We start from the raw sequence: 22972 nt of genomic DNA on the forward strand, positions 1-22972 counted from the left end.
TTTTGCGTAGTAACTTTGAATTTACAAGTTGCTTTTTATACTATATTTTATAACTATTCAATATCGAACTAATATTCTTTAAGCTGATAAAACACGAACTTCATTAAAAAAACAATGAAAATTATTGATATATATAATCTCATTATTAATAGTATAATCTACCAATAGGTTGTTTCGTAGCCATAAGATTAGTTAAAGGTGGTGGATTAGATTAATAATAATAAATCAAAATTAATAATGTCATTATTTTTAGTAATAGGGGTAGCTTCAGCAAAAATGATATTTCGTACGTTAAGGAACTATAATTACATAAATTCAATTATTTTACTTTTAAATTCATAGAGTTAATTATTTTTATAAATTTTAAGTTTTAAATTCTTATGTACGAATGTAATCTTTTATATAAAATCTTACATTCATTTTTTTATATCCAAATTACGGTAATAATAGTATAATTAAATAAAATTTTTGTTGCGTAGTGGTAATAGAATGTGGTGCGACAAGAAGTCGCTAATTAGTAGTGTTTCGTGAGAAACTGCGTTAGTTACTAAACGTATCCTCGCTCGAAACTGCATTCCGAGTAATTGGTTTGTAGGTTGCATGAGAGTTAATTACCTAAGGTCATTGCTTTGCGCAGAAGCAATGTTGGGTTAGGGGAAAAATGGAAAGTATAAACGAAAGTTGAACCTTTGTAATCTTCGTCATTTACGATAAGTGTACTGCGGAATAACAAGCTTAATATGGATAGGAAAGATTGTATCGCATTCCAATCATGCAGTAACCCATATATCCATCGGAGTATAGAGGGATGCTTCCCCATTTGAATCTACTAATAGTGGAACTTGATAAGCCCTTTGTGTTCCTCGTTAGAGGTAGGGCAATCGAAAGAAAGCTACAATACCAGGGGGTAAGGGATAGTGGAGAAAGCGAATGCCAGTAGGATGAAAGTTCAGGGTAAAAAAAATAACCCGCTGGATAGAGTTTTATAACTCACTCGAAAGAGGGCAGACTTCTACGTGGTCATCAACATGAAAGAAAACGTAAAGAAGAATCTTTTTAAGGAGAGACATGTTATGAAAACTATTAATAAATTTAATACCTCGGCTGTTTCTCCACATATAGAGAGTTGGTCATTAATAAACTGGAAGAAAATATATGAATATGTGAAGAAACTTCGCCAACGGATTTTTCGTGCCGAACAGTTGGGACAGAAAAGAAAAGTAAGAAAACTTCAAAGACTAATGATTAGAACTAATGCTAATTTGCTGCTTTCAATAAAAAGAGTTACACAAATTAATAAAGGTAAAAAAACAGCTGGTGTTGACGGTCAAATTGCAATCACTTCAAGTGATAGATTGAAATTGTATAATCTTCTCAAGAAATATAGCATTAAACATATTAGACCAAAGCCAGTAAAGAGAGTATACATACCTAAGAAAAATGGTAAAATGCGACCTTTAGGAATACCAGTTATAAAAGATAGGATTTATCAAAACATAGTTAAAAATGCTCTTGAGCCACAATGGGAAGCGAAATTTGAACCTTCCTCATATGGATTCAGACCTAAGCGAAGAACCCAAGATGCCATTGTCAACCTATTCACTAAGCTATCATCAAGAAGTACAAGACAGTGGGTATTTGAGGGCGATTTCAAGGGTTGCTTTGATAATCTCAATCATCAATACATTATAGATTGTTTAACGGGGTTTCCTGCTATAAAAACTATATACAAATGGTTGAAAGCAGGATATGTTGATAATAATTCATTCAATTATACACATTCAGGAACCACGCAAGGGGGGCTTGTCTCACCTTTATTAGCTAATATAGCCTTGCATGGTATGGAAGAAGAAATTGGTGTAAGATACCACATCGATGGTGGGAATCATACATTAGCCAGGAACTCGGTTGGAGTAGTAAAATATGCTGATGACTTTGTAATTTTATGTAAAACAGAGGAAGATGCTATAAATATGTATCAAAAACTTAAACCATACCTTAATAAAAGAGGGCTAACACTTGCAGATGATAAAACTAAAGTAACACATATTAGTGAAGGCTTCGATTTTCTTGGATTCAATCTAAGACAGTATAAGACTAACAATGGTATGCATTTATTAATAAAACCATCAAACACAAGTGTAAAAAAAGCCAGGGAAACAATAAAGAATGTGTTCATACAATTTAGAGGAAGACCAGTTGGTGATTTAATAAAAAAATTGAACCCTATAATAAGAGGGGTAGGAAAATATTGGTCAAGCCAAGTTGCAAAGAAAACATTTGGAAAACTCGACAGTTATATATGGATTAAGACAAGAAAGCATCTGAAAAGCTTACACCCCCAAAAACCATTTAAATGGATTTACAAAAACTATTTCAAGTCAGATTATACAGGAGTTAGTAAAGATAAATGGATACTAACAGACCCTCATGATAGAAATACCCAGTTATTTAAAATGAGCTGGATACCAATAGTGAGGCATGCTGTAGTTAAATATAGGAATAGTCCTGATGATGGAAGTTTAAAAGAGTATTTTGAAAAAAGAGATAAGAAAGATTTTATAAATGATAATGTTTCGAGCAGAAGAAAGTTAGCAAAACTCAGTAACTACAAATGTAGAGTATGTAAACAATCATTAGTGGGAGAAGAATCTTTAAATATTAATCAAATTGTACCTCGTAAATTAGGCGGTGATGAAAGATATGACAACTTAGAATTGTTACATAAAAGTTGTCAGCGATACCACCGAACACTACTTGAAAAATATGGAGGAGGAAGAGATTTACCAAAAATCGCCACGTACTTCAAAAATAATCAAGTAGAACCTAATAGCAAAGAAGGATACCAAATGATTAAGAAGGCTTTTAAGAAGTTTAAATACCAACTTGTTTGAGGTAAAAAGAAGGCTTGAGCCGGATGTGTGGAAACATACAAGTCCGGTTCTTAGGGTGGAAAGGAGCCGTAAGGCTCCCTACCTACCCGACAACCATCAGTATTTTTAAATATGAATGGTGTAGAAAAGGTTAAATATTTAATTGAAATTGGATATAAGCAAGCTTGGCTTAGAATAAGAGTATTAATACTCTGCTTGCATAAATAGGTTATATGCGTTAGAAGGCGCAATACAGGGAATCCGATGGTATAATCTTTCAAAAGAAATAAAGAATGAGTTGAAAAAGTTTTATATATAGTACTTTTAAATAATTTATGGTGAGGATGAGATTATATGGATACAAATTTGAATAAAATTAAAAACGAAATAGTAGCATTCTTATTAGCTACCTTTTCAATTACATTTAGTATGGGTATATTAATGTTTTTTGTATACAAACATATTGATGCCAGTGGTGTTCAAGCATTTGCATCAGTACAGATGCTTTATCCCGCATTAGCTGCCATTGGGGTAAAAATTTATTATGATAAAGATAATATTCCCAAGGGATTAATGAGCTTCTTTAAGCTCTATATTATTTACAGTATTTTATCTATCCTTATATTGATTGTTGGAGTTTTTGCTTTTCCAGCTCATGTATCTAATGTTATAGTGATACTCGTAACTATAGTTAGTATATTTGCTTTCTTTATGATAAAGATTAATAAAGATAATTGTTTTGAAAAAATTAGTATGGTTTTTGGAAAGAACTTTAAGAATGTTATATTATTGGGTTTATTGTATATTGGACTTAGATTAATTATAGTTATATTTAGTGGACTTACTTATAGTAATTTATCTGAAATACTAAAAAAAACTATGCATACAGTCCCTTTACTTATTATTATTGTGCCAATTGGTGTTTTGTCCTCCTTTATATTATTCTTTGGAGAAGAACTGGGATGGAGGGAATACTTACAGCCAAAACTTCAAGTTTTATTCGGTGAAAAACTTGGTGTTATTATATTAGGATTTATATGGGGGATATGGCATTTACCACTTTGTTTTATGCTATACAGTCCATCCACCCCTATTTATTGTGTAATATCTCATATTGGCTATTGTATTTTGATTAGTATTTTCTTTGGATTTGTCTATATGAAAACTAGAAACCTTTGGTCAGTTATAATTATTCATTTAATTAATAACAGTATTTTTATTGATGCCAGTAGTGCCTATGGTAAACCAATTTCACTAAAGGACTTAATACTAAGTTTAATCTTTTGCACTATTGTATTCCTACCATTTCTATTTACTAAAGAGTATAAGGGTAAGATATCTAGAGAATAATTAAAAAAATTTGTAAATGTTTAATTTGTAATATCTTTAAGCAAAGCTATTGAATATTAATAATCTACTTCAATATATTGTTTTAAATAAGTTAGTTCGCATGTTTCTTATATGTCGAAGTAACCCCATATCTTGATATGGGGTTACTTGTGTTAAGTTTATATTAGCAATGTGAATGTAACATAAGTGTAATTGAGTTACATTCACTTTGGGTGTATTGCTCATTCCTTAAAAATTTTGTTTTGAATGTATTATAATAAGTTGATTTTTTACTTTGAATGTATTATAACAGTCTTAATTATAATATTAAGGAGTGTTAGAGCATGAAGCTAGTTCAGCCAATTAGAGATAGGGAAAAGCTTGAAGAAATGAAAATAGATTTGTTGAGAACAGGATATAAAAACTATTTAATGTTTATTATAGGAATTAATACAGGTCTTAGGATCGGTGATATATTAGAACTTAAAGTTAAAGATTTAAAAAATAAAACACACATTAAAATAATAGAGCAAAAAACAAATAAAATAAGAAGATTTCTCATAAATTCATTATTAAAAATAGAAATAGATAAATATATTAGACTAATGTCGGAAGAAGATTATTTATTCCAAAGTAGAAAAGGTGAAAATCATCCCATTGGTAGAGTCCAGGCATATCGAATACTTAATAGTGTAGCGAAGCATATTGGACTTGCAGAGATAGGGACTCACACCTAAGAAAGACCTTTGGCTATTGGCACTACAAACAATATAAAGATGTTGCGCTACTTCAAGAAATATTCAATCATTCCTCACCTAGTGTTACTTTAAGATATATTGGTATTAATGAGGATATAAAAGATAAGAGCATAGAGAATTTTTATTTATAAGACAAAACATTTTTTAATTAAAAAATGTTTTGACGTACGTTAAAATGTACAGTAGAATATATATATAAAGAGGTGATTAATTATGAGAACTGTTCCGATTACTAATGCTAGGAAAGATATATTCAATATAATAGAACAAACTATTGCAAATTCAGAACCTGTACAGATAACTAGTAAGAAAGGTGATGTTGTAATGGTAAGCCTGGAAGATTGGTCATCAATTCAAGAAACTTTATACCTTTTAGGAATACCCGGCATGAGGGAAAGTATTTTAGATGGAGCTAATGAGCCTCTTGAAGAGTGTAAGTCTTTGGAGGATATAGGATGGGATATATAATAGTTTTCACCAAACAAGCTCAAAAGGATGCTAAAAAATTAGAATCCTGTAGTTTAGATAAAAAAGCAAAAGATCTGTTAAAGATAATAAAAGAAAATCCTTATCAAACTCCACCACCATATGAAAAACTTATAGGCGATTTAAAAGGCTTCTATTCTCGAAGGATTAATATAAAGCATAGATTAATTTATGATGTTTATGAAAAAGAAAATATAATTAAGATTTTAAGAATGTGGACACATTATCAATAATATGTGTTGATGATTTCTGTATTGGGAAGGAATCATTTTTTAATTATTTTTGAGAAGTGGCGCCAATATATAGGTGTATTTTTATAAGTACTAAAAATTAAATTTTTCTGTATAATACAAATGTATTCATGATATATATACTACTTGTACCCCATTAAGGAAAAAGAATTTAACGGGAACTTGGCCATGATGGGGTAAGGCAACATAGCCATCAAGCTAAGAGAACCCCATGAAAATAAATTCCCCCATTTGTAAAAATGTTATTATTAAAGAGACAATAAAAAGACATCATGGGGGAATTATAAATGACACAAGGAAAAAAAATAAAATTGGATGGAGATATAAAACTTTTTGCAGATGAACTTAAACTCTGTTTTTCAAAAGAAGAGATTGAAGAAGTCGCGAGAGAAACAGGTTTTGTGAAAAGAAAAAGTAAAACTCGCGCATGGGAATACGTTTGCTTATGCTGCTTTATGGATGTAGATGTAGCCAGTAATACACTTGTCACCTTATGCACAAAACTTAGTGAAAAAACAGGCATATTTGTGTCCAATCAGGCATTAGACCAACGTTTAAATGAAAGATGTGTAAAGTTTTTGAAGAAGATTTTCGAAAAATTATTACACCAAACAATCACAAATAATACGCGTATACCAAGTAAATGGGATAAATATTTCAAACGAATAAGAATACTTGATTCTACTGCTTTTCAAGTACCAGAAAGCTATAAAGGTATTTATCCCGGATCTGGTGGATGCTCTCAAGCTTCAGGTGTAAAAATACAACTAGAATATGAATTGAAATCTGGAAATCTTCTTAATATGCAAGTAGAAGCTGGCTCCGGAAGTGACAATACTTTTGGAAGCAAAATAAGAGAGACTATCAAAGCTGGGGATCTTATTTTAAGAGACCTTGGATATTTCAGCTTTGAAGATTTTTTGGACATAGAAAAAAGAAAAGCATTTTATATATCGAGACTCAAGCCTAATATAGCAGTGTATATAGAAAGTAATGATATAGAGTATTACAAGAATGGTACTCCAAAAAAATCAAGCGTTTTTAAAAGAATCTATATTTCTGACATCATGAAACAAATGAATGATGGAGAACATTACGAACTTAAAGATGTCTATATAGGTCAAGGGAAAAAGCTAAAAACCAGGCTTATTTTATATAAACTAACAAATGAGCAATTGAAAAAAGGTCAGAAAAAAGTAAAAAGAATGCTAAAAAGAAAGGTATAGAAAAAAGCGGTAATACGATTGATTTATTAGGAATATCTATGTATATAACAAATATTGAGCAAGAAGTTTTAAGTGCAAAGCAAGTATATGAGTTTTATGAATTGCGTTGGCAAATTGAAATAATCTTTAAAACGTGGAAATCCATATTTCATATACATGCTGTAAAGCAAGTTAAAATAGAACGGTTTCAATGTCAGCTTTACGGAAAACTTATTCTGCTACTTTTAAGCTCTGCTGTAATGTTTAAAATGAGATCTTTGGCAATAAAGAATAAAGAACTTGAAGCCAGTGAAATGAAGGTTTCTGAGATAGTTCATGAATATATTGATAGACTATACTTTGATCTTATAAAGTTTCCTAGTAAAACTTTCAATAACTTAAAGTCAGTATTTAAAAATGTAGTTAAAAATGGCCTTAAATCTCATAAAAAGGACAAGAAAACTGTTTTTGATATTCTTGGAGTATGTTATAAACAGATTTCAACAAAGGTTAAATTTGCAGCATAAATCAAATTAATAAACTCATAAATTTCCCACTATATACGTGTTTTTTTTGGTGCGCCATAAAATTGGTCAAATACTAATATGCACTTACAATACCCCATTCACATTTACAAAAGGAAAATTAATGGCAAAATATTGTATTTGGTTATAACCCAATATTATTTAATATTGCTTAGCTTGATGGCTATGGGGTTGCGCCAACATTGTCGGATTAGTTGGCTCTAACCCTACTCCTAAATTATATTTTGGTAATCTAACGCAATAAGTATTCTACTAAATTCTTTAAAACACTTGATATATAACTGTTTTAAAAATTCTATGACAATAAAATATAAGTATTATGATTATATGTCATGATTATCCCACAAAAAGCTTGTAATTACTTCCAAGAGCAGTATTTATGATATAATAATACCAAAATGACCACTTTAGGAGGATTACTATGTTTTGCAAAAATAACACTCAACAAACTACATTTTTGGATCCTGTAGCCCAAATGCCTAAATATCTTCAAAATATTTTAAAGAATTGCTGGGCTCAGTCCTTTAGAGATTATGTTTTTCCTCAAATAAATGAGGAGCGTTTTTCTGTAATTTATAGTAGTAATCATGCATCAAGACCCAACACACCTATAAATATCATTATTGCTTTACTTATGATAAAAGAAATATTTCAACAGACTGATGAAGAACTTATTGGTTCTCTTCACTTTGATATAAGATACCAGTATGCCCTTTATACTACAGCCTATGATAAGCAGCCTGTTTCTATAAATACCTTAACAAATTTTAGAAATAGAGTTATTGAATATGAACAACTTACGGGCATTGATTTAATTAAACTTGAAGTAGAAGTGCTAGCCGCCTCTGCTGCAAAATATCTTTGCATTGATAACAAAAAAGTTAGAGTAGATTCTTTAATGGTTAGTTCTTCATGTAAAAAACTTAGCAGGCTTGAATTAGTTTATTCTGTTAACTATAGGGTCATTAAAGACCTTAATGAATATAATAACTCCCTTATTCCGGAGGAATGTTTAACCTACCTGGAGAAAGGTAATAAAAATGAAACTATATATAGAACTCAAGACTTAGAAGCTACTTCTAAGTTGTTAACTTTACTTAGGCATTCAGAAATGCTTTATGATACATGTTCAAAGTTAGATTCAATTATAACCAATAGCGAAAATTATCAGCTTTTAGTTAGAATGCTTCAAGACCAAACAACTATAGATGAAAATAATAAATTAACGCCTAAGGTTGGTAAAGAGATAACTTCAACAAGTCTCCAAAATCCTACGGATCCAGATGCTACATTTAGATTTAAGTATACTGGGAATATCGGTTATGTTGCAAATATTGTTGAAACTTTTAACGATGATACTAGCATTATAACTGATTATGACCTTAAGCCTAATATCTACAGCGATTCTAGATTTTCAGATGATGTTATAAAGGCTATTTCTGAAAAGAAAAAAGCTGATGAAAAGATTCAAATGATTACAGATGGTGCTTATTACGAGCAAGAAAAATCAAAAGAAGCACTCAAGCAAAATATTGAGTTAATACCAGGTGAGCTAGTTGGAAGAAAACCATCCACAGATAAACTAGATTACAGTAAATTTGCTGTGGATAAAGAAAAAAATATAATAATTAGTTGTCCTAACGGAGCTGAACCTGAAGAATCATATAACAAATCAAACGCCTATACAGCAAAGTTTAGCAAAGATATCTGTGAAAAATGTCCTCTTAAGAATAAATGCCCAATAAAATCACAAAAGAAATTTAATACTATCAGTGTTAGCGAGAAAAGACGTAACAATGACCTTCAAAGAGAAAAAATGTCTCAATCAGAATATATCGAAATTATTAATCAAAGAGCAGATGTTGAGGGTATACCCTCAGTACTAAGACGAAGATATAAAATTGACAATATGCCTATTCTGGGACTACTGCGCTCAAAATTATGGGTCGGATTTAAAATTGCAGCATATAACTTTAAAAAGCTGCTAGTTAACCTTCTCAAAAATACGGCTGACGCCCTAAATAAATTTTTTATTGCTATTTTTCTGGTATTTTACAATATATTCAAGTTAAACAAGCTAAAATTGGAATAGCCCAATATCCTAACGGATAAAACGCAAGTTTTTGTGGTCTAATCATGTCATAGAATATAAATTTTATCATATTTTATTAACAATGTTGCATTAAATGCCTCAAAAATGAAAGAACTTGAAGAATATAAAAGATACACTCTTGCTGTTGCATTTATTACCCAAAAATATGCTAACATTCTTGATGACATTGGCGAAATGTTTGTTAAATTAGTTAAGTCACGACAAAATAAAGCACGTGATAAACAAATTGAATACAAGCTGGCTCATTCAAAGACAGCTTGTAATTTAATAACCACTTTAAAAGATATTATGATTGCATATAAAACAGAAGGGAATAAAGAAGAGCGCTTTGACGCAATAGCTGAAGCTTTAAAGACACAGAATACATTAAATCCAGATGAAATTATAAATAAATGTGAAATTCATAATACATATGCTGGTGATAATTATTTTCCATTTGCATGGGACTGCATTAAAGGAAAGTGCAGAGTAACTCTTTTTAAAGTTTTGGATAATGTAGAGTTATATTCTACAACACAAGATAAAACAATGGAGGACGTAATAACTATTATACGTAAAAATAGAAAATTAGCTCGTTTAGAAAAAATACCGAAGGAAGAATTTAAGGATGTAGACTTATCGTGGATTTCAGAAAAATGGACAAAATTACGGGTACAGCCGACATATACTCGTTATCTATACTCAGTTATATGAAAGTGTCTTAAATAACTAGTTATCACGTTGTTGGTATGTAAACAATGTGTAATCCATAGTTAAAAAATATTTAAATAAATGGAATTAAATGATAATATTATATTGTAAAGAAAATTCTCTATAGTAAGATATTGTACACAAATCCAGGAGGCAGCAATGCCTTTTTTATTTTTCTTAAGATTGATGATAAATGACTTTTCATCACATATGTTGGTAGTTAGATTTAGCCTATCTTTAAATTTTTTGCTATTATGATTTAAAGAAATGTTATGATACTTCTTTTAAAATTATAATATTAACAAGTTAGGACAAGAAATTTTATTTATAAATGCTATTATATAATTACCGTACGGGGATCTAATGAGTTTAAATGAGGTGAATTAATGGAGTATATTAACTTAATACAAAAAACTATTGATTATATTGATGCGCATATTGAGGATAAATTATCTGTAGATACACTAGCCTCAATTGCAGGGTTTTCAACCTATCATTATTATAAAATATTTAGTAGTTTTGTCCATTTATCAGTAATGGATTATGTAACAAAACGAAAATTGCAATTTGCTTTACAAAATCTAACGAATGGAGCAAAGATAATTGATATAGCAATGGATTATGGCTTTGAAACTCATGCAGGTTTTAATAAAGCCGTTAAACGTGCTTTTGGATATCCACCAAGTCTATACAGAATTCATGCTCCAAAAGGATTACCACCAAAAATAAATTTAGTATATTTAAGAAATAATCAAACTGGAGGAATTATAATGGGACCTAAAATAATTGAAATGCCTAGCTTTAAGGTGGTTGGGTATGAATTTAAGAATAACCTTAAAAATGTATTACGTTCAAGTGATATCCCAGCATTCTGGGCTCAACGTGGTTTTGATGATAACAATTGTGAGGAAAAATTGTATCAACAGCTAACTCCACTAAAACATGGTGAGTATTGCATTTGTATTAATACCAATATGGATACTGATGACTTTTCATATCTAATGGGTGTTGGTGTTGATAACTTTGATAAAGCCATTGATGATATGTACAAATTAGAAATTCCTGCTGCTACCTATGCTATATTTACGACACCAGAAGTGCAAGAAGAAAACTTTATAGATTCCATAAATGGAACTTGGACCTATATACTTCAACAATGGTTTCCAAATTCACAATATGAAATTGACGAAAGTAAATTCGACTTTGAGCATTATGATGAGCATTGTCATTCTTGGGAATATGATAAAGTTTCAATGAAGATTTATATTCCAATAAAAAGCATATAAAATGTATGATACTATATAAAAATAAAGTTTTCTTGTGATATAGTATCTTGTATTTAACCAGACTAAATATTATATATAAATCACTTCTGCATTTTATTAAACATATATTTTGTGATTTGATTTATCTAGGCGCTTTTCGTAATCATTGAGGCTGGTTTTAAGGGAAGACTTTTGACTTACCTTAGTTAACAATTTTCCTTTTTTTTCGTAGAATCGGTCAACGATGCCAACTGTATTTTGATTAGCAAGTAAAATGGGGCTCTAGAGTATTTTATATCAAGAGCCCTATTTTTATCTATATGATAGAATTAATTACTATCATATATTTGTCCTCGAAGGTATGATAGTTCCACTTTAAGTTTCTTAATTTCTTTAAATTGATCTTGAATACGTTTATTTTTAGCTGCAATTAAAATATCCTTACTAGCATCTGTCATTTCTCTTTTAATTTGTTTTGGGGATGGTAAGCCTTCTTGTTGTTTACGTAAGGTGGATAGGTTATAATAAATTGTACGGTAAACATTCGGTCATGATATAATAGATAAAAAGGAGTGTGTAAAATATCATGGCAGGAAAAACAAAAAATTATACAGAGGAATTTAAAAAGCAAATAGTAGCTCTTAAGCAAAATGGTAAATCAACAGCAGATATAGCAAGAGAGTATCAAATAGCAAAGTCTACAATAATTAAGTGGTTAAATGATTATAGCGAATCTGGGTCTTTCAAGGCTAAAGATAATCGGACCATAGAAGAGAATGAACTACTACGTCTTCGTAAGGAAAATAAACAATTAATGATGGAAAATGATATTTTAAAGCAAGCAGCGCTGATAATGGGACGAAGATAGACCTGATTTTATCAAACAAGGAAAAGTACAGTATCAGCGCAATGTGTAGAACGTTAAGTATACCCAGAAGTCTAATTTATTATAAGAAAAAAGCTAGGGTATATAATACTCAGCTTGAAAACGAAGTTATATTAATATTTAGAGAAAGCAAAAATAATTATGGTTCAAGAAAGATAAAAATAGAGTTAAAAAAGCAAAATATAATAGCCTCAAGAAGAAAAATAAGGCAGGTTATGGATAAATACAGATTAGTTTCTAATTATACTGTAAAGCAGTATAAGGGGCATAAGGCTAGCTGTAATGAGGAAAAGATAGATAATATAGTAAATAGAGAATTTGATAATAGGAGCGATCTAGAAATAGTAGTAAGTGATCTTACATATGTTAATGTGTCAGGTAACTGGCATTATATATGTTTATTAATCAACCTTTTTAATAGAGAAATAGTGGGATATTCATCAGGTCCTAGAAAGGATGCTGAATTAGTTTATGAAGCATTTATGAGCACTAATATAAATTTAACTAAAATAAAAATATTCCACACCGACAGGGGTAATGAATTTAAAAATAAGATAATAGACGAAGTTTTAGAAGCCTTTAAGATAAAGCGTTCACTAAGCAAAAAAGGATGTCCTTATGATAATGCTGTTGCTGAGGCTAGTTATAAAATTATAAAAACAGAATTTGCATTTAACAGGATTTTTAAAAGCTTGGAAGAGCTAAAAAGGGATTTACGAAGTTATGTATTCTGGTATAACAATAAGCGTATTCAGAGTGCTTTAAATTATATGACACCAATAGAATATCCCCTAGCAAATATGACCGAATAAAATTTGTACAAGAAAGTGTTGACAATCCAAACTGTTTCTTTCGAATCTGAAGGTCGAGGGTTTATTTATGATTTTTTTAATGAAAAGAGAAGTCATGTGAAATTTTTTTCCTTTTTATGTATTTGTTTATTGAAAGGTAGAATAATAATAAAATGAAATATGTTGACTGTTGACGTATAAGCATGTGTAGATTAGAATTATTGTTGATTAAGGAAACTAAATTCATATGCACTATTTTATAGCATGTTAAGTATAAATATAGAAATATTAACGGGTTGAAATATGTGATGTAGGTTAAATACTAAAGTTGAGTTTTATGGTGGCAATGCCACCCATTTGCCACCGTTACATAAAATACAATCAGATACAATTAGTTAATATAAAAGCATGAAAATTATTATATATCTGATAGATGCCTTTAAATCTATGCTTTCAGGATAATGTAAAATATATTTAGATAAGATAAAATACGAGGTAGAAACATGTATAGGATGCGGATTGTGTGCGGCTGTATGTCCTGAAATTTTTGAAATGGATGATGATGGAAAGGCTGAAGCTTCTGAAAATGAAATAGAAGATAATTTAATGGAGAGTGCTAAAGATGCTGAAGAGCAGTGTCCAGTGAGTGCCATAATAGTGGAGTAAACAGTAAAATTATAAAGGGACTAAACTTTTAATTGAGTATAGTCCCTTTATTAATGAAAAATACACAAAACAAACATAATATTGACACCTTTTTGACATTTTTATTGGATATAATTTAGAAATAGAATCAATAAGAATAAATGAAGGAGGAAAGATTAAAGTGATAAATATATTTTCAAGAACAAAGATTCTTGCAGGATTAATAACAGGAGGTATACTTTTATCATCCGTTAGTAATGCTTTTGCAGCAACTGTGCAACCACTAAACATATATGGAAGGGCACTTTTAACAAATGAGCGCAAACTAGGTAATGTTAATATAAAACAGGGCTTAGATAAAAATTTTGTAAACCCTGTAGCTCCCAATACTATAACTGCAGACCAAGCAAATAAAATTAAAGCTATAATTAGTAAACCTCAAGATGGAAAGAAAATAAATCTAGAAAAGACTAAAACTATGGCTGAGCAAGATCCTAAAATACATAAGTATAGCAACAATATAAGTTATATAAATCCATTAACGAATCTTGTAGATAATGGAACAATAACACAAGTTCAAGCTGATAAAATTATAATGAAGCAAATATACTTATTACATGAGAAAATGTTAAAGAGTTACTAAAATATATCGCAAATTTCAATTATTAAATGGAAAGAGTAGAAACTCAAAAATCCTTAGCCTAAGCTAAGGATTTTTGACATTCATTGGTCGTGTAGGTGGCATTACTTATGACCTTTTTTTTTCTTATTATCATTTAAGCCACAGCAATCTAATTTTTTATCACCAAAACTTTCTTTATTGGCTTTTTCCATATCTTTTATAAAATTGTTATACCATTTTTTAAATATATTCATATATATACCTCCATTTAAATTAATTTTAAACAACACGATTTATTTGAAATATTTATTATCTAATAATTAAGTCTAGCATTAAGATATGAATATAATATAAAGATTATACAATAAAAATTAATTTAATAGGAAAATTATAATGATTTATGCTTAACCATAAAAAACTTACCTAATGCCAATAATTAAGGTAAGGTTTCTAACTATAACTTCAAGTTTTTATAATATGTAACTCGAATACATCAACTTAAACAGAGGAAGTTACCCTAGTAAATATTTCAATAGTGTTCTTCTTACAATTTATATTATATACGGATAATCTGTGTTTTTATTAAACTTAATAAATACTTTATAATTACAATTCATACTGCGAAACAGATTGCAGCTCTACATAGGGGGCACTTGCCATGTGGGCGGTACTACATCATAAATTGAATTAATATAAATTTTGTAGTATCATGGTAGTATAATATTTTTTATCGGTTGGACAAACTTAGGTTTGATTCCAAGAAATTTGTTTCTAGGGTGGGAAACTCTTATTTGAGGTTCCCACCCTATTATTTTTTTGATAAATTTATTTTAAAATATTAACATAAAAGACTGACACCAACTAATACGAGGAGGTAATCATATGACTGGTCAAGATATAATGATAATGTTTACAGTGGGGGTATTAATTTTAGGATTTGCTTACTTTACTTTTGTTTTTCCTAAAAAAATTGAAAAAGAAGAGAGAGAAAAAGAAGAGAGAGAAAAAGAAGAAAGACAAAAGAAAGCAAATAAAAAATAAGGATAAAAGATGGCTCCTGGGACATTCTATTAAGCAGAGGATACTACACATTAATAATACTGCAATTTTTATGGTAAGCCAAAATGGCTTCCCATAAATTATTTTTTGCAAAAAAATGTAGCTTAAACATTGAAGGATTTAGTCAATATGTTTTTTTTAAAGGAATTTTAATTAGTTTATAGAACTATAGTAAATATTATAACTGATTAAAAGGGATAACAAATGTATAATAATTACTTTTGGGGTGTGATACAATTGAAATATTTTTTGAAAAATTTTTTACTTATTTTAATTATAGTGGTTTCCATTGGAAGCATTGTATTTTCAAGCTCAAGTAGCGCTGTATCTTTAACTAGTGAAGAACAACAATGGCTAGCTAAAAATAAAAATAGAGTTTTAACTCTTGGCATAGACCCGTATTCTGGAAGTGAATATTTTAAATATAATGCTGCAGAAAAAGGATATTTAATTCCACTAATAAAAATTATTAATAAAGATTTAGGTATTAATATAAGACTTGAAGCATCAAAGACTTGGGGAGAGGTTTATTCTGGACTTCAAAATGGTAGTGTTGATATTCTTTTTGGAGCAAACAAAACTCCTGAAAGAGATAAACTCATGGTTTTCACTAAGCCTTTAAGCAAGTCTCCTTATGCACTTATAGCTAGAGAAGGCGGAGATATACATACCATAGGTGATATTGATAAAAGAGCAATAGGGTTTCTTAAAAATGATATTGTAATGGAACTATTGCCTCAACTTTATAAGAATATAAAGTATGCCCCAAAAACATATAATTCTGAAATAGACTTGATATCAGCATTAAAGAATAATGAAATTGATGCATTTATTACATCAGGCGGTGATGCAGTATATGATTATATTTATGAGTTTCCAGAATTAAAGTATGTTTTTAAGCTAGATAAAATAAGCTCTGATAGAACACTTTCTACAAGAAAAGTGGACAAGATTCTGGCTTCAATATTAGATAAAGAGGTTAATGAATTATTGGTTAGGAGCCTGCCTAAATTGATGATGGAAAGCGGAATTGAGTATAACATAAAAATTATGAAACTTACACAAAGTGAAACGGACTGGCTTAAGAATAATGGCACAGCAACTATTGGTATTACAAAGGATTACCTTCCCTTTGATTATTACAAAGATGGTATTTATGGAGGCATAAGTGGAGAAATTACAAAAGATATATCGGCTAAAACTGGTATAAAATTTAATTATGTTTATGATGATTTTGATATACTTGAGCAAAAGCTTGTGAAAGGTGAAATAAATGTTTTAAATATTGCTAGAACTGATGATAGACTAAAACATATAATATACCCAAGGCCTTACAGCACTGAAAGAGATATAATTATGGGCAAAATTGGAATAAAAGATGCTAGTGATGTTTTTGGACTTGAAGGAAAAAAAGTTGCTGTTATAAAAGGTTTTTGGCACAATGAATATCTTAGGAAAAACCTTACAAGTGTAAACATTATAGAGACTAACAATATTCAGGAATCACTAAAGCTACTTCAAGAAGGAAAAGTTGAATATATTATAGAAAATCCAAGTGTACTTCGTTTTTATATTGAAAATATGCAGTTATATGATATTGTTCAAAAGGGAACAACAAGTACAGATTCATACTTATATTATGGAATTTCAAAAAATACTCCTGAACTTGCAAGTATAATTGATAAGGTTATCCCTCTTATGGATATGGATGAATTATTCAATGCGGGCTATGCTGAAGTACCTCATGAAACAAGTAATCAGAAATACAAATACCTTATTTTTGCAATTCTAGGTCTAGCTGCTTTGATATTTCTGATAATATTGTTTGTAATTAAATTATTTAAAGATTTGATAAGTGAAAAGACTAAGACATCTTTGCTTAGGGAAAAGGAACATCTTTTATATACGGATGCATTAACAAATGTTTACAATAGAAATTATTATAATGATAAAGTAAAGGACAAGCTAGACACTTGTAAATATCCTCAGACAATAATTGTTTCTGACGTGAATAATTTAAAAACGGTTAACGACAAATATGGTCATATTATTGGTGATGAATTGTTAAAATGTTTTGCTGATACACTGAGACAAGCTTTTTCTGAATGTAACCTTATTTTAAGAATGGGTGGTGATGAATTCCTTTTAATATTGGAGAGCATAAATGAAGAGGAAGTAGATAGGTACATATTAAAGGTTAAAAGGATTATTTCAGAAAAAAGCTTAATAGTTAATATAAATAAAAGCATTAAAATATCTGCAGCATTTGGATATGCTATAAGACATTGTTCTGAAGAAAATATTGATACCATAATTGCTCTTGCTGATAAAAGAATGTATGAAGATAAAAAGAAAATTAAAAACGAAAAATAAAAGAAGAATGTATGATGAAAAAAAGTGCCTAAATAGGCACTTTTTTTGATGCTAAATAAATTCCATTTTATCAAAAGTTACACAAAACAAATAAAAATGTGGTTGGATTTGTGCTTTTGGAACCTATAATGATTTACTTCATTTATTGTCCAAAAATGTATTCAAGATAAATTTTAAAGTAAACGAAAAAGTAGATGCTGCTCTAAAATACGTAAAATATTTAGTCCTGCTATTACTTATAGTTGTTGTATGGACCATGGGATTACCCCTCTATAAAGTTGAGAGTGTATGTGGTGGAGATTGCATTAATTGTTTAAAGTGTATTGAAACATGTCCTAGGAGTAATACTAAGGTAAATGTTCTTGGTGAAAATATAACTCCTGAACTAGCTAGTTCTGTAGCCATAGCTGCTATGGTAGGACTTTATGCTATTAATAATGTAGGGGGGATCTGTATTAGCTAAAAGTGCATTAAGCGCATCAACTAGTACGACTGTAAGTACTAGTACAAATAGCACTTCTCAAAAATATACGGATGGAACCTATACAGGAACTGGCACTGGGTTTAGAAGAGGTACAACTGAAATTTCAGTTACAGTAGAAAATAATAAAATCACTAATGTTGAAACAGTATCAAATCAGGATACCCCAAGATTTTACGATGTGGCAGAAAGTACTATAATTTCTGAAATAATCTCAGCTCAATCAACTTCTGTAGAAACTGTTTCTGGTGCTACTTACAGTAGTGAAGGAATTATCAGTGCAGCTCAGGATGCGTTAAGCCAAGCTAAAGCATAGATTAATTTAAGTTACCTTTATCACTAATGTTATTAGTATCTAAATTGGGATCAGTAACATTTTCTATTCCTGAAACATTTGTATTGTTTTGAGGGTCTGTTATCTTATCAACATCACTCTTTAAAATATCTCCAGTAGGAGATGGTGTTGTACCACTTATTGATTTTTGAAAATTATCATCTGGAGTTGTAATAACTGGACTATCTGCAACTTGATTAATATCACTTAATGTCTTTTGTTTAGGTACAATAGTTGTGTTGGCAATGTATATATTTACCATGCTCTTGGAATAAACTACAGCCGGAGAATAATCCTCGATTTGATTAGTTTTTAAATTTAATTCAATTAAGTTATCTAATCCTTTTAAAGGGTCTATGTTACTCATTTGATTAGTAGATAAATCTAAACTAGTCAAGTTCGTTAAACCTTTTAAGGAATCTATATTACTCATCTGATTAGTAGCTAAATCTAAATTGATCAAGTTAGTTAAACCTTTTAAAGATTCTATGTTGCTGATTTGATTAGTGGCTAAATCTAGATTAGTTAAGTTGGTAAGTCCTTTTAAGGGCTCTATGTTAATCATTTTATTTGTAGCTAAATATAAATTAGTTAACTTAGTTAGATTTTTTAATGATTCTATGTTACTCATTTGATTAGCAGTTAGATTCAAATGAGTCAAGTTAGTCAAACATTTTAAAGGTTCAATGTCACTCATCTGATTAGTAGCTAAATCCAGATTAGTCAAGTTAGTCAAATTTTTCAAAGGGTCTATGTTACTTATTTGGTTAGTGGCTAAATTCAAATTAGTCAAGTTAGTTAAATGCTTTAAAGGACTTATGTTGATAATATGATTATTACCTAAATTTAACGAGGACAAATTAGTTAAATGCTCTATACCTGAAAGATTCGCAATATGTTTGCCCTCAGCATTTTGAAGCTTTGTTATCTTATCAACATCATCCTTTAAAATATCTCCAGTAGGGCATTGTATTTCATCTCTTATTGTTTGTTCTAAATTCTTATCTGGAAATGTAATAACTGTACTCTCCGTAACCTGGACGCTTATTGAGGTTTGTTCAGTAGCGCTATTTGAAAACACAATTTGTGCAGAACTACAACCAACAATACTAATACTAAATAAAAAAATAGTAATGCTATTTATAAACTTAAATTTAATATGTATTTCATTTATCATATTCATGATCCTCCAGTTATAGTAATATATTCACATTTAACGTTGTTAGTGTATATTAAGCCCATAAGCAATTACGAATAAACATCTGAGAGCTCTACTTTTATACTTTCATCTCCACTTTTAACTTTGCTATTATATTGATCATTTTCTTCAATTACCTTGGCTGAAGGAAGTGAAACGATAAAATTGCTTCCTTTTCCAAATTCACTTTCAGCACATATACTACCGCCATGTAATTCTACGATGGATTTAACTAAACTTAAGCCAATCCCCGTACCTTCTGCATTTCTTGATAGTGATTTGTCTACCTGTTTAAATCTATCAAATATCATATCTAAGTTCTTTTTTTCAATTCCAATTCCATTGTCTTTAACTGATATTTCAACAAATTCATTTTTATCCACAACGTCTACAAATATTCCATCACCAACTTTTGAAAACTTTATTGCATTTGATATAAGATTTAATAATATTCTCTGTATCATTTCGGGGTCACAAGCAATAATTTTTTCTTCTGTATCTGTATCAAAAATAATATGTAAGCCTTTGCTGTCGGTAAAATCAGTTACAGACATCACTATGTCTTCTACAACTTCCACTATATTGTTATTTGACAAGTTTAATTTAAAAAATCCTGCTTGAATTTTTGATGAATCAACTATATTATTTATAAGTTTTGATAACCTATAAGAATTTAGTTTCATTGAGTCAAGATATTTAATTATTGTGTCTTTTCGCTGGTCTAATGAACCATTATTGCAATACATTTGGAAGAGTTGTATTGCTGAAAAAATCACATTTAATGGTGTTTTAAGTTCATGTGAGATGTTTGCAGTAAATTCTTCGTGGGATATTAGTAATTTTTGTAATTCTTTGTTCATTTCATTTTTTTTCTTAACTTCTTCGTAAGTATAATTCCATATATACCTAATAAAGAGAAGATTACATACAATAAGTATAAAGCCTAAGAAGGCCAATAGGCACCGTTGAATTATTTGAGTATTTGCAACATTGTTACGAGAAATATTTACCTCTAAATTAATTTTGTTTATCAGTATATTATCAGTGGCCCTAAATTGGTCGACTAAATTTTTACCTTTATTTAAGTTAGATTTTGCCTGAGCTGAGTTTCCATTATCAACTAAGGATATTTGATTTTTAAAAAATGCTTCGATGGATTTCATCTGAGCATTAAGTTGATTAGCAGTTTCCATTCCTACTGACGTATGTTTCAAATTATCAAGAGAATTATAATAGCCTTGTAATTGATTGTGTCCTAAATAATAGGGCTCTAAAAAACTTTTATCTTCTGAAATGATATAAGCCCTTATACCTGTTTCTTGGTTAATTAATGATGTTAGAATTTCCGTTGAAAATGTTTTTGCTGGAAGTATTTTTTTTATAATAAAATCAGATTCCATACATACCTTATTCATACTATAAATACTAAATAATATTATAACTAGTGATAAACAAGCAATAGAAAAATACCCCAATACCATAGTTCGTCTACTTTTATTTTTACACATAATAATTATCCTCGATTCTCAAATAAACTTCTATTACAATTTGATTCTATTTTAAATTTAATAGAATTATCTCTTTTAACATAATAACACAATATATTACATAATACTACAATATGTTACAATTCATTATAATAAAAAGAATTCATTTATAAATAACTTAACGGTGAGGTTTTCTAATTGCTTTAAAAATCAGTATTTTGGCTTATAGCTATTGCCTATTGATAACTTTATATCTATTAGTATTTTGAATTTTTAATGATAAATAAAATGTGGTATATTTAAACTTAATGTAATAAATTAAAATATAATTTAATATATATGGAAGGAAAATTATGGATAAAAAGAAAATTGTAGAAGGATGTTAAAGCCCATCATATTACAATTGAAGGAATATATAAATGAAACAGATAAATTCGAAGTTCTTGGTGTTATTGGGATTGATGGAAGTCCGAGCTGTGGTGTGAACATTACATGTTGTGGTGAATGGGGAGGGGAGTTTTCAGGACTAGATGACATTAATGAAGTAATAGATAGGGTACATATTAAAAGTGAAAAAGGTGTTTTTATGGAAGTATTAGAAGAGCTGATGAAGGAAAATGAAATACATTTACCTATGTTAGGGTTAAAGGGTGCATTGGAGAAAATAGTATAAAAGGAACCTGACCATACCCCCTAAAGAGCAGGTGTGACAGGTTCCTTTAAGATTAAAATTATATGAAAATTATTGTTACTTAGACCACCAATCCCATTTTGTGAATGAGTATGGAACAAATCCCATAGGATCAATCTTATTGAAGTACATATTTTCGCCAGGTTCTAATGTATTTGTACTAACCATATATTGAGAACCTATCATTCTTACTACTTCAAGTTCTGCCCATGGATCATGTGGAGAATCTATCATAACTACAGAAGAGGTAGCTAATTTATCTTCTGTTATATCAGCGACTGCTAATTTTTGTTTTATCAAAGTAGGACTTAATAAGAAACCACAACCATCTGCTGATTTTGCATAGGTTATATTATACATAAATTCACTTATGGCTTCATTAAGTTCGGAAACTTTACCATCTTCATTTAATTTTCCTAACACATCAGCATTAACTGTGAAAAATTCTATTCCATTACGACTAATTTTTCCTACTGCTTTTCCATCTTTTACTTCGAAATCTATGTTCGCCATTTTTTTTGGAAGTCCACAAACTTCTCTTCCCATTGACATTGCCATTCCATCAGTAATTGGCATAGATAAACAGTATCTACCTACTGCACCGTCTAATTCTGCAAGTATAAACAACCCAGCTTCTTTGTATGCAGGAGCAAAGCTTGTTTTAGGATAATTTGCTACAAAAGTTGAAACTAATGGTTTGTTCTTTACTGGTTTCAATGGAGCTGGAAGTAATTTCGCTATAATTTCTGGTTTTGTTTCCCAAACTGTGTTTAATGTTTCTGCTCCGAAAAATATTGTCTGATTTCCCTGTAATGACTTTATTTGATCCATTGTCTTTGTAAAACTATACATAATATAAGCCCCCTCAATTAATTAGTTTTATTTTTATA

At 29.7% G+C, this 22972-nt stretch carries 24 protein-coding genes and 1 other annotated feature; of the genes, 19 read left to right on the plus strand and 5 right to left on the minus strand.

The window, feature by feature from the left end; genetic code table 11:
• Positions 1-1073 precede the first annotated feature (1073 nt).
• The 11 genes from ltrA (at position 1074) to KPL51_RS05140 (ending at position 11536) form a co-directional block, all read left to right on the plus strand.
• A complete protein-coding gene (ltrA, locus tag KPL51_RS05090; protein WP_216158123.1) occupies positions 1074-2894 on the plus strand; it encodes a group II intron reverse transcriptase/maturase in 1821 nt (606 codons plus the stop codon).
• Positions 2895-3123: 229 nt separating this feature from the next.
• Entirely contained in the window at positions 3124-3192 is a 69-nt protein-coding gene (locus KPL51_RS24260; RefSeq protein ID WP_312888409.1) for a hypothetical protein, read from the plus strand.
• A 35-nt stretch (positions 3193-3227) separates the two neighbouring features.
• Positions 3228-4223, plus strand: coding sequence for a CPBP family intramembrane glutamic endopeptidase (locus KPL51_RS05100; RefSeq protein WP_216158125.1), 996 nt, complete (start codon positions 3228-3230; stop codon positions 4221-4223).
• Positions 4224-4546: 323 nt separating this feature from the next.
• Positions 4547-4939, plus strand: coding sequence for a tyrosine-type recombinase/integrase (locus KPL51_RS05105; RefSeq protein WP_312888402.1), 393 nt, complete (start codon positions 4547-4549; stop codon positions 4937-4939).
• Between the two features lie 234 nt (positions 4940-5173).
• Entirely contained in the window at positions 5174-5428 is a 255-nt protein-coding gene (locus KPL51_RS05110) for a type II toxin-antitoxin system Phd/YefM family antitoxin (RefSeq protein WP_216158127.1), read from the plus strand.
• Positions 5416-5679, plus strand: a complete 264-nt coding sequence (locus KPL51_RS05115) for a Txe/YoeB family addiction module toxin (RefSeq protein ID WP_216158129.1) — start codon at positions 5416-5418, stop codon at positions 5677-5679. Before KPL51_RS05110 ends, KPL51_RS05115 begins: the two co-directional genes overlap by 13 nt.
• A gap of 305 nt (positions 5680-5984) precedes the next feature.
• Entirely contained in the window at positions 5985-6923 is a 939-nt protein-coding gene (locus tag KPL51_RS05120; RefSeq protein ID WP_216158131.1) for an IS4 family transposase, read from the plus strand.
• Positions 6924-6940: 17 nt separating this feature from the next.
• On the plus strand, positions 6941-7429 hold the full coding sequence (locus tag KPL51_RS23960) for a transposase (RefSeq protein ID WP_312888411.1): 489 nt from the start codon (positions 6941-6943) through the stop codon (positions 7427-7429).
• 439 nt (positions 7430-7868) lie between these two features.
• Entirely contained in the window at positions 7869-9539 is a 1671-nt protein-coding gene (locus tag KPL51_RS05130; protein ID WP_216158133.1) for a transposase, read from the plus strand.
• Between the two features lie 105 nt (positions 9540-9644).
• Positions 9645-10253, plus strand: a complete 609-nt coding sequence (locus KPL51_RS05135) for a hypothetical protein (RefSeq protein ID WP_216158134.1) — start codon at positions 9645-9647, stop codon at positions 10251-10253.
• A gap of 383 nt (positions 10254-10636) precedes the next feature.
• The gene (locus KPL51_RS05140) at positions 10637-11536 is read left to right on the plus strand and encodes an AraC family transcriptional regulator (RefSeq protein ID WP_216158136.1); all 900 of its coding nucleotides are present in this window, start codon (positions 10637-10639) and stop codon (positions 11534-11536) included.
• Between the two features lie 308 nt (positions 11537-11844).
• Here KPL51_RS05140 and KPL51_RS23965 read toward each other — a convergent pair whose 3' ends face one another.
• Positions 11845-11973 carry a hypothetical protein gene (locus tag KPL51_RS23965; protein WP_263628298.1) on the minus strand — a complete coding sequence of 43 codons (129 nt, stop codon included), beginning with the start codon at positions 11971-11973 and terminating at the stop codon, positions 11845-11847.
• Positions 11974-12101: 128 nt separating this feature from the next.
• Here KPL51_RS23965 and KPL51_RS05150 point away from each other — a divergent pair.
• From KPL51_RS05150 to KPL51_RS05160, 3 genes are all read left to right on the plus strand, one after another.
• Positions 12102-13213, plus strand: a protein-coding gene (locus tag KPL51_RS05150) for an IS3 family transposase (protein ID WP_216158138.1) whose coding sequence is annotated in 2 segments (ribosomal slippage) — positions 12102-12348 and positions 12348-13213 — 1113 coding nt in all. Because the reading frame shifts where the segments join, the coding sequence is not laid out codon by codon here.
• 462 nt (positions 13214-13675) lie between these two features.
• On the plus strand, positions 13676-13858 hold the full coding sequence (locus KPL51_RS05155; protein WP_216158221.1) for a ferredoxin: 183 nt from the start codon (positions 13676-13678) through the stop codon (positions 13856-13858).
• Between the two features lie 160 nt (positions 13859-14018).
• A complete protein-coding gene (locus tag KPL51_RS05160; RefSeq protein WP_216158140.1) occupies positions 14019-14480 on the plus strand; it encodes a hypothetical protein in 462 nt (153 codons plus the stop codon).
• Between the two features lie 101 nt (positions 14481-14581).
• Here KPL51_RS05160 and KPL51_RS23970 read toward each other — a convergent pair whose 3' ends face one another.
• Complete coding sequence (locus KPL51_RS23970) at positions 14582-14713, minus strand: LDCC motif putative metal-binding protein (protein ID WP_263628297.1); 132 nt, start codon at positions 14711-14713, stop codon at positions 14582-14584.
• 478 nt (positions 14714-15191) lie between these two features.
• Positions 15192-15245 (plus strand) — a sequence feature (sodium ion sensor (DUF1646 type); this cis-regulatory element may regulate processes involved in with the transportation of sodium ions).
• A 96-nt stretch (positions 15246-15341) separates the two neighbouring features.
• Between KPL51_RS23970 and KPL51_RS05165 the strand changes: the two genes are divergently transcribed.
• From KPL51_RS05165 to KPL51_RS23375, 4 genes are all read left to right on the plus strand, one after another.
• The gene (locus tag KPL51_RS05165) at positions 15342-15500 is read left to right on the plus strand and encodes a hypothetical protein (RefSeq protein ID WP_216158142.1); all 159 of its coding nucleotides are present in this window, start codon (positions 15342-15344) and stop codon (positions 15498-15500) included.
• Positions 15501-15755: 255 nt separating this feature from the next.
• Entirely contained in the window at positions 15756-17891 is a 2136-nt protein-coding gene (locus tag KPL51_RS05170) for a transporter substrate-binding domain-containing diguanylate cyclase (RefSeq protein ID WP_216158144.1), read from the plus strand.
• Positions 17892-18036: 145 nt separating this feature from the next.
• Complete coding sequence (locus tag KPL51_RS23370; protein WP_224853848.1) at positions 18037-18354, plus strand: hypothetical protein; 318 nt, start codon at positions 18037-18039, stop codon at positions 18352-18354.
• A gap of 148 nt (positions 18355-18502) precedes the next feature.
• A complete protein-coding gene (locus tag KPL51_RS23375) occupies positions 18503-18688 on the plus strand; it encodes an FMN-binding protein (protein WP_312888414.1) in 186 nt (61 codons plus the stop codon).
• A gap of 1 nt (position 18689) precedes the next feature.
• Here KPL51_RS23375 and KPL51_RS05180 read toward each other — a convergent pair whose 3' ends face one another.
• Positions 18690-19883, minus strand: coding sequence for a leucine-rich repeat domain-containing protein (locus KPL51_RS05180; protein ID WP_216158146.1), 1194 nt, complete (start codon positions 19881-19883; stop codon positions 18690-18692).
• A gap of 71 nt (positions 19884-19954) precedes the next feature.
• Positions 19955-21412 carry a sensor histidine kinase gene (locus tag KPL51_RS05185; RefSeq protein ID WP_224853844.1) on the minus strand — a complete coding sequence of 486 codons (1458 nt, stop codon included), beginning with the start codon at positions 21410-21412 and terminating at the stop codon, positions 19955-19957.
• A 358-nt stretch (positions 21413-21770) separates the two neighbouring features.
• On the opposite strand from KPL51_RS05185, the gene KPL51_RS05190 reads away from it, so the two are divergent.
• A complete protein-coding gene (locus KPL51_RS05190; RefSeq protein ID WP_216158148.1) occupies positions 21771-22064 on the plus strand; it encodes a hypothetical protein in 294 nt (97 codons plus the stop codon).
• A 75-nt stretch (positions 22065-22139) separates the two neighbouring features.
• On the opposite strand, the gene KPL51_RS05195 is transcribed toward KPL51_RS05190, so the two are convergent.
• On the minus strand, positions 22140-22934 hold the full coding sequence (locus KPL51_RS05195) for an acetoacetate decarboxylase family protein (protein ID WP_216158150.1): 795 nt from the start codon (positions 22932-22934) through the stop codon (positions 22140-22142).
• Positions 22935-22972: the final 38 nt, after the last annotated feature.

The organism is Clostridium bowmanii (assembly GCF_018861315.1).
In the GTDB taxonomy this organism is placed as follows: domain Bacteria; phylum Bacillota; class Clostridia; order Clostridiales; family Clostridiaceae; genus Clostridium_AD; species Clostridium_AD bowmanii.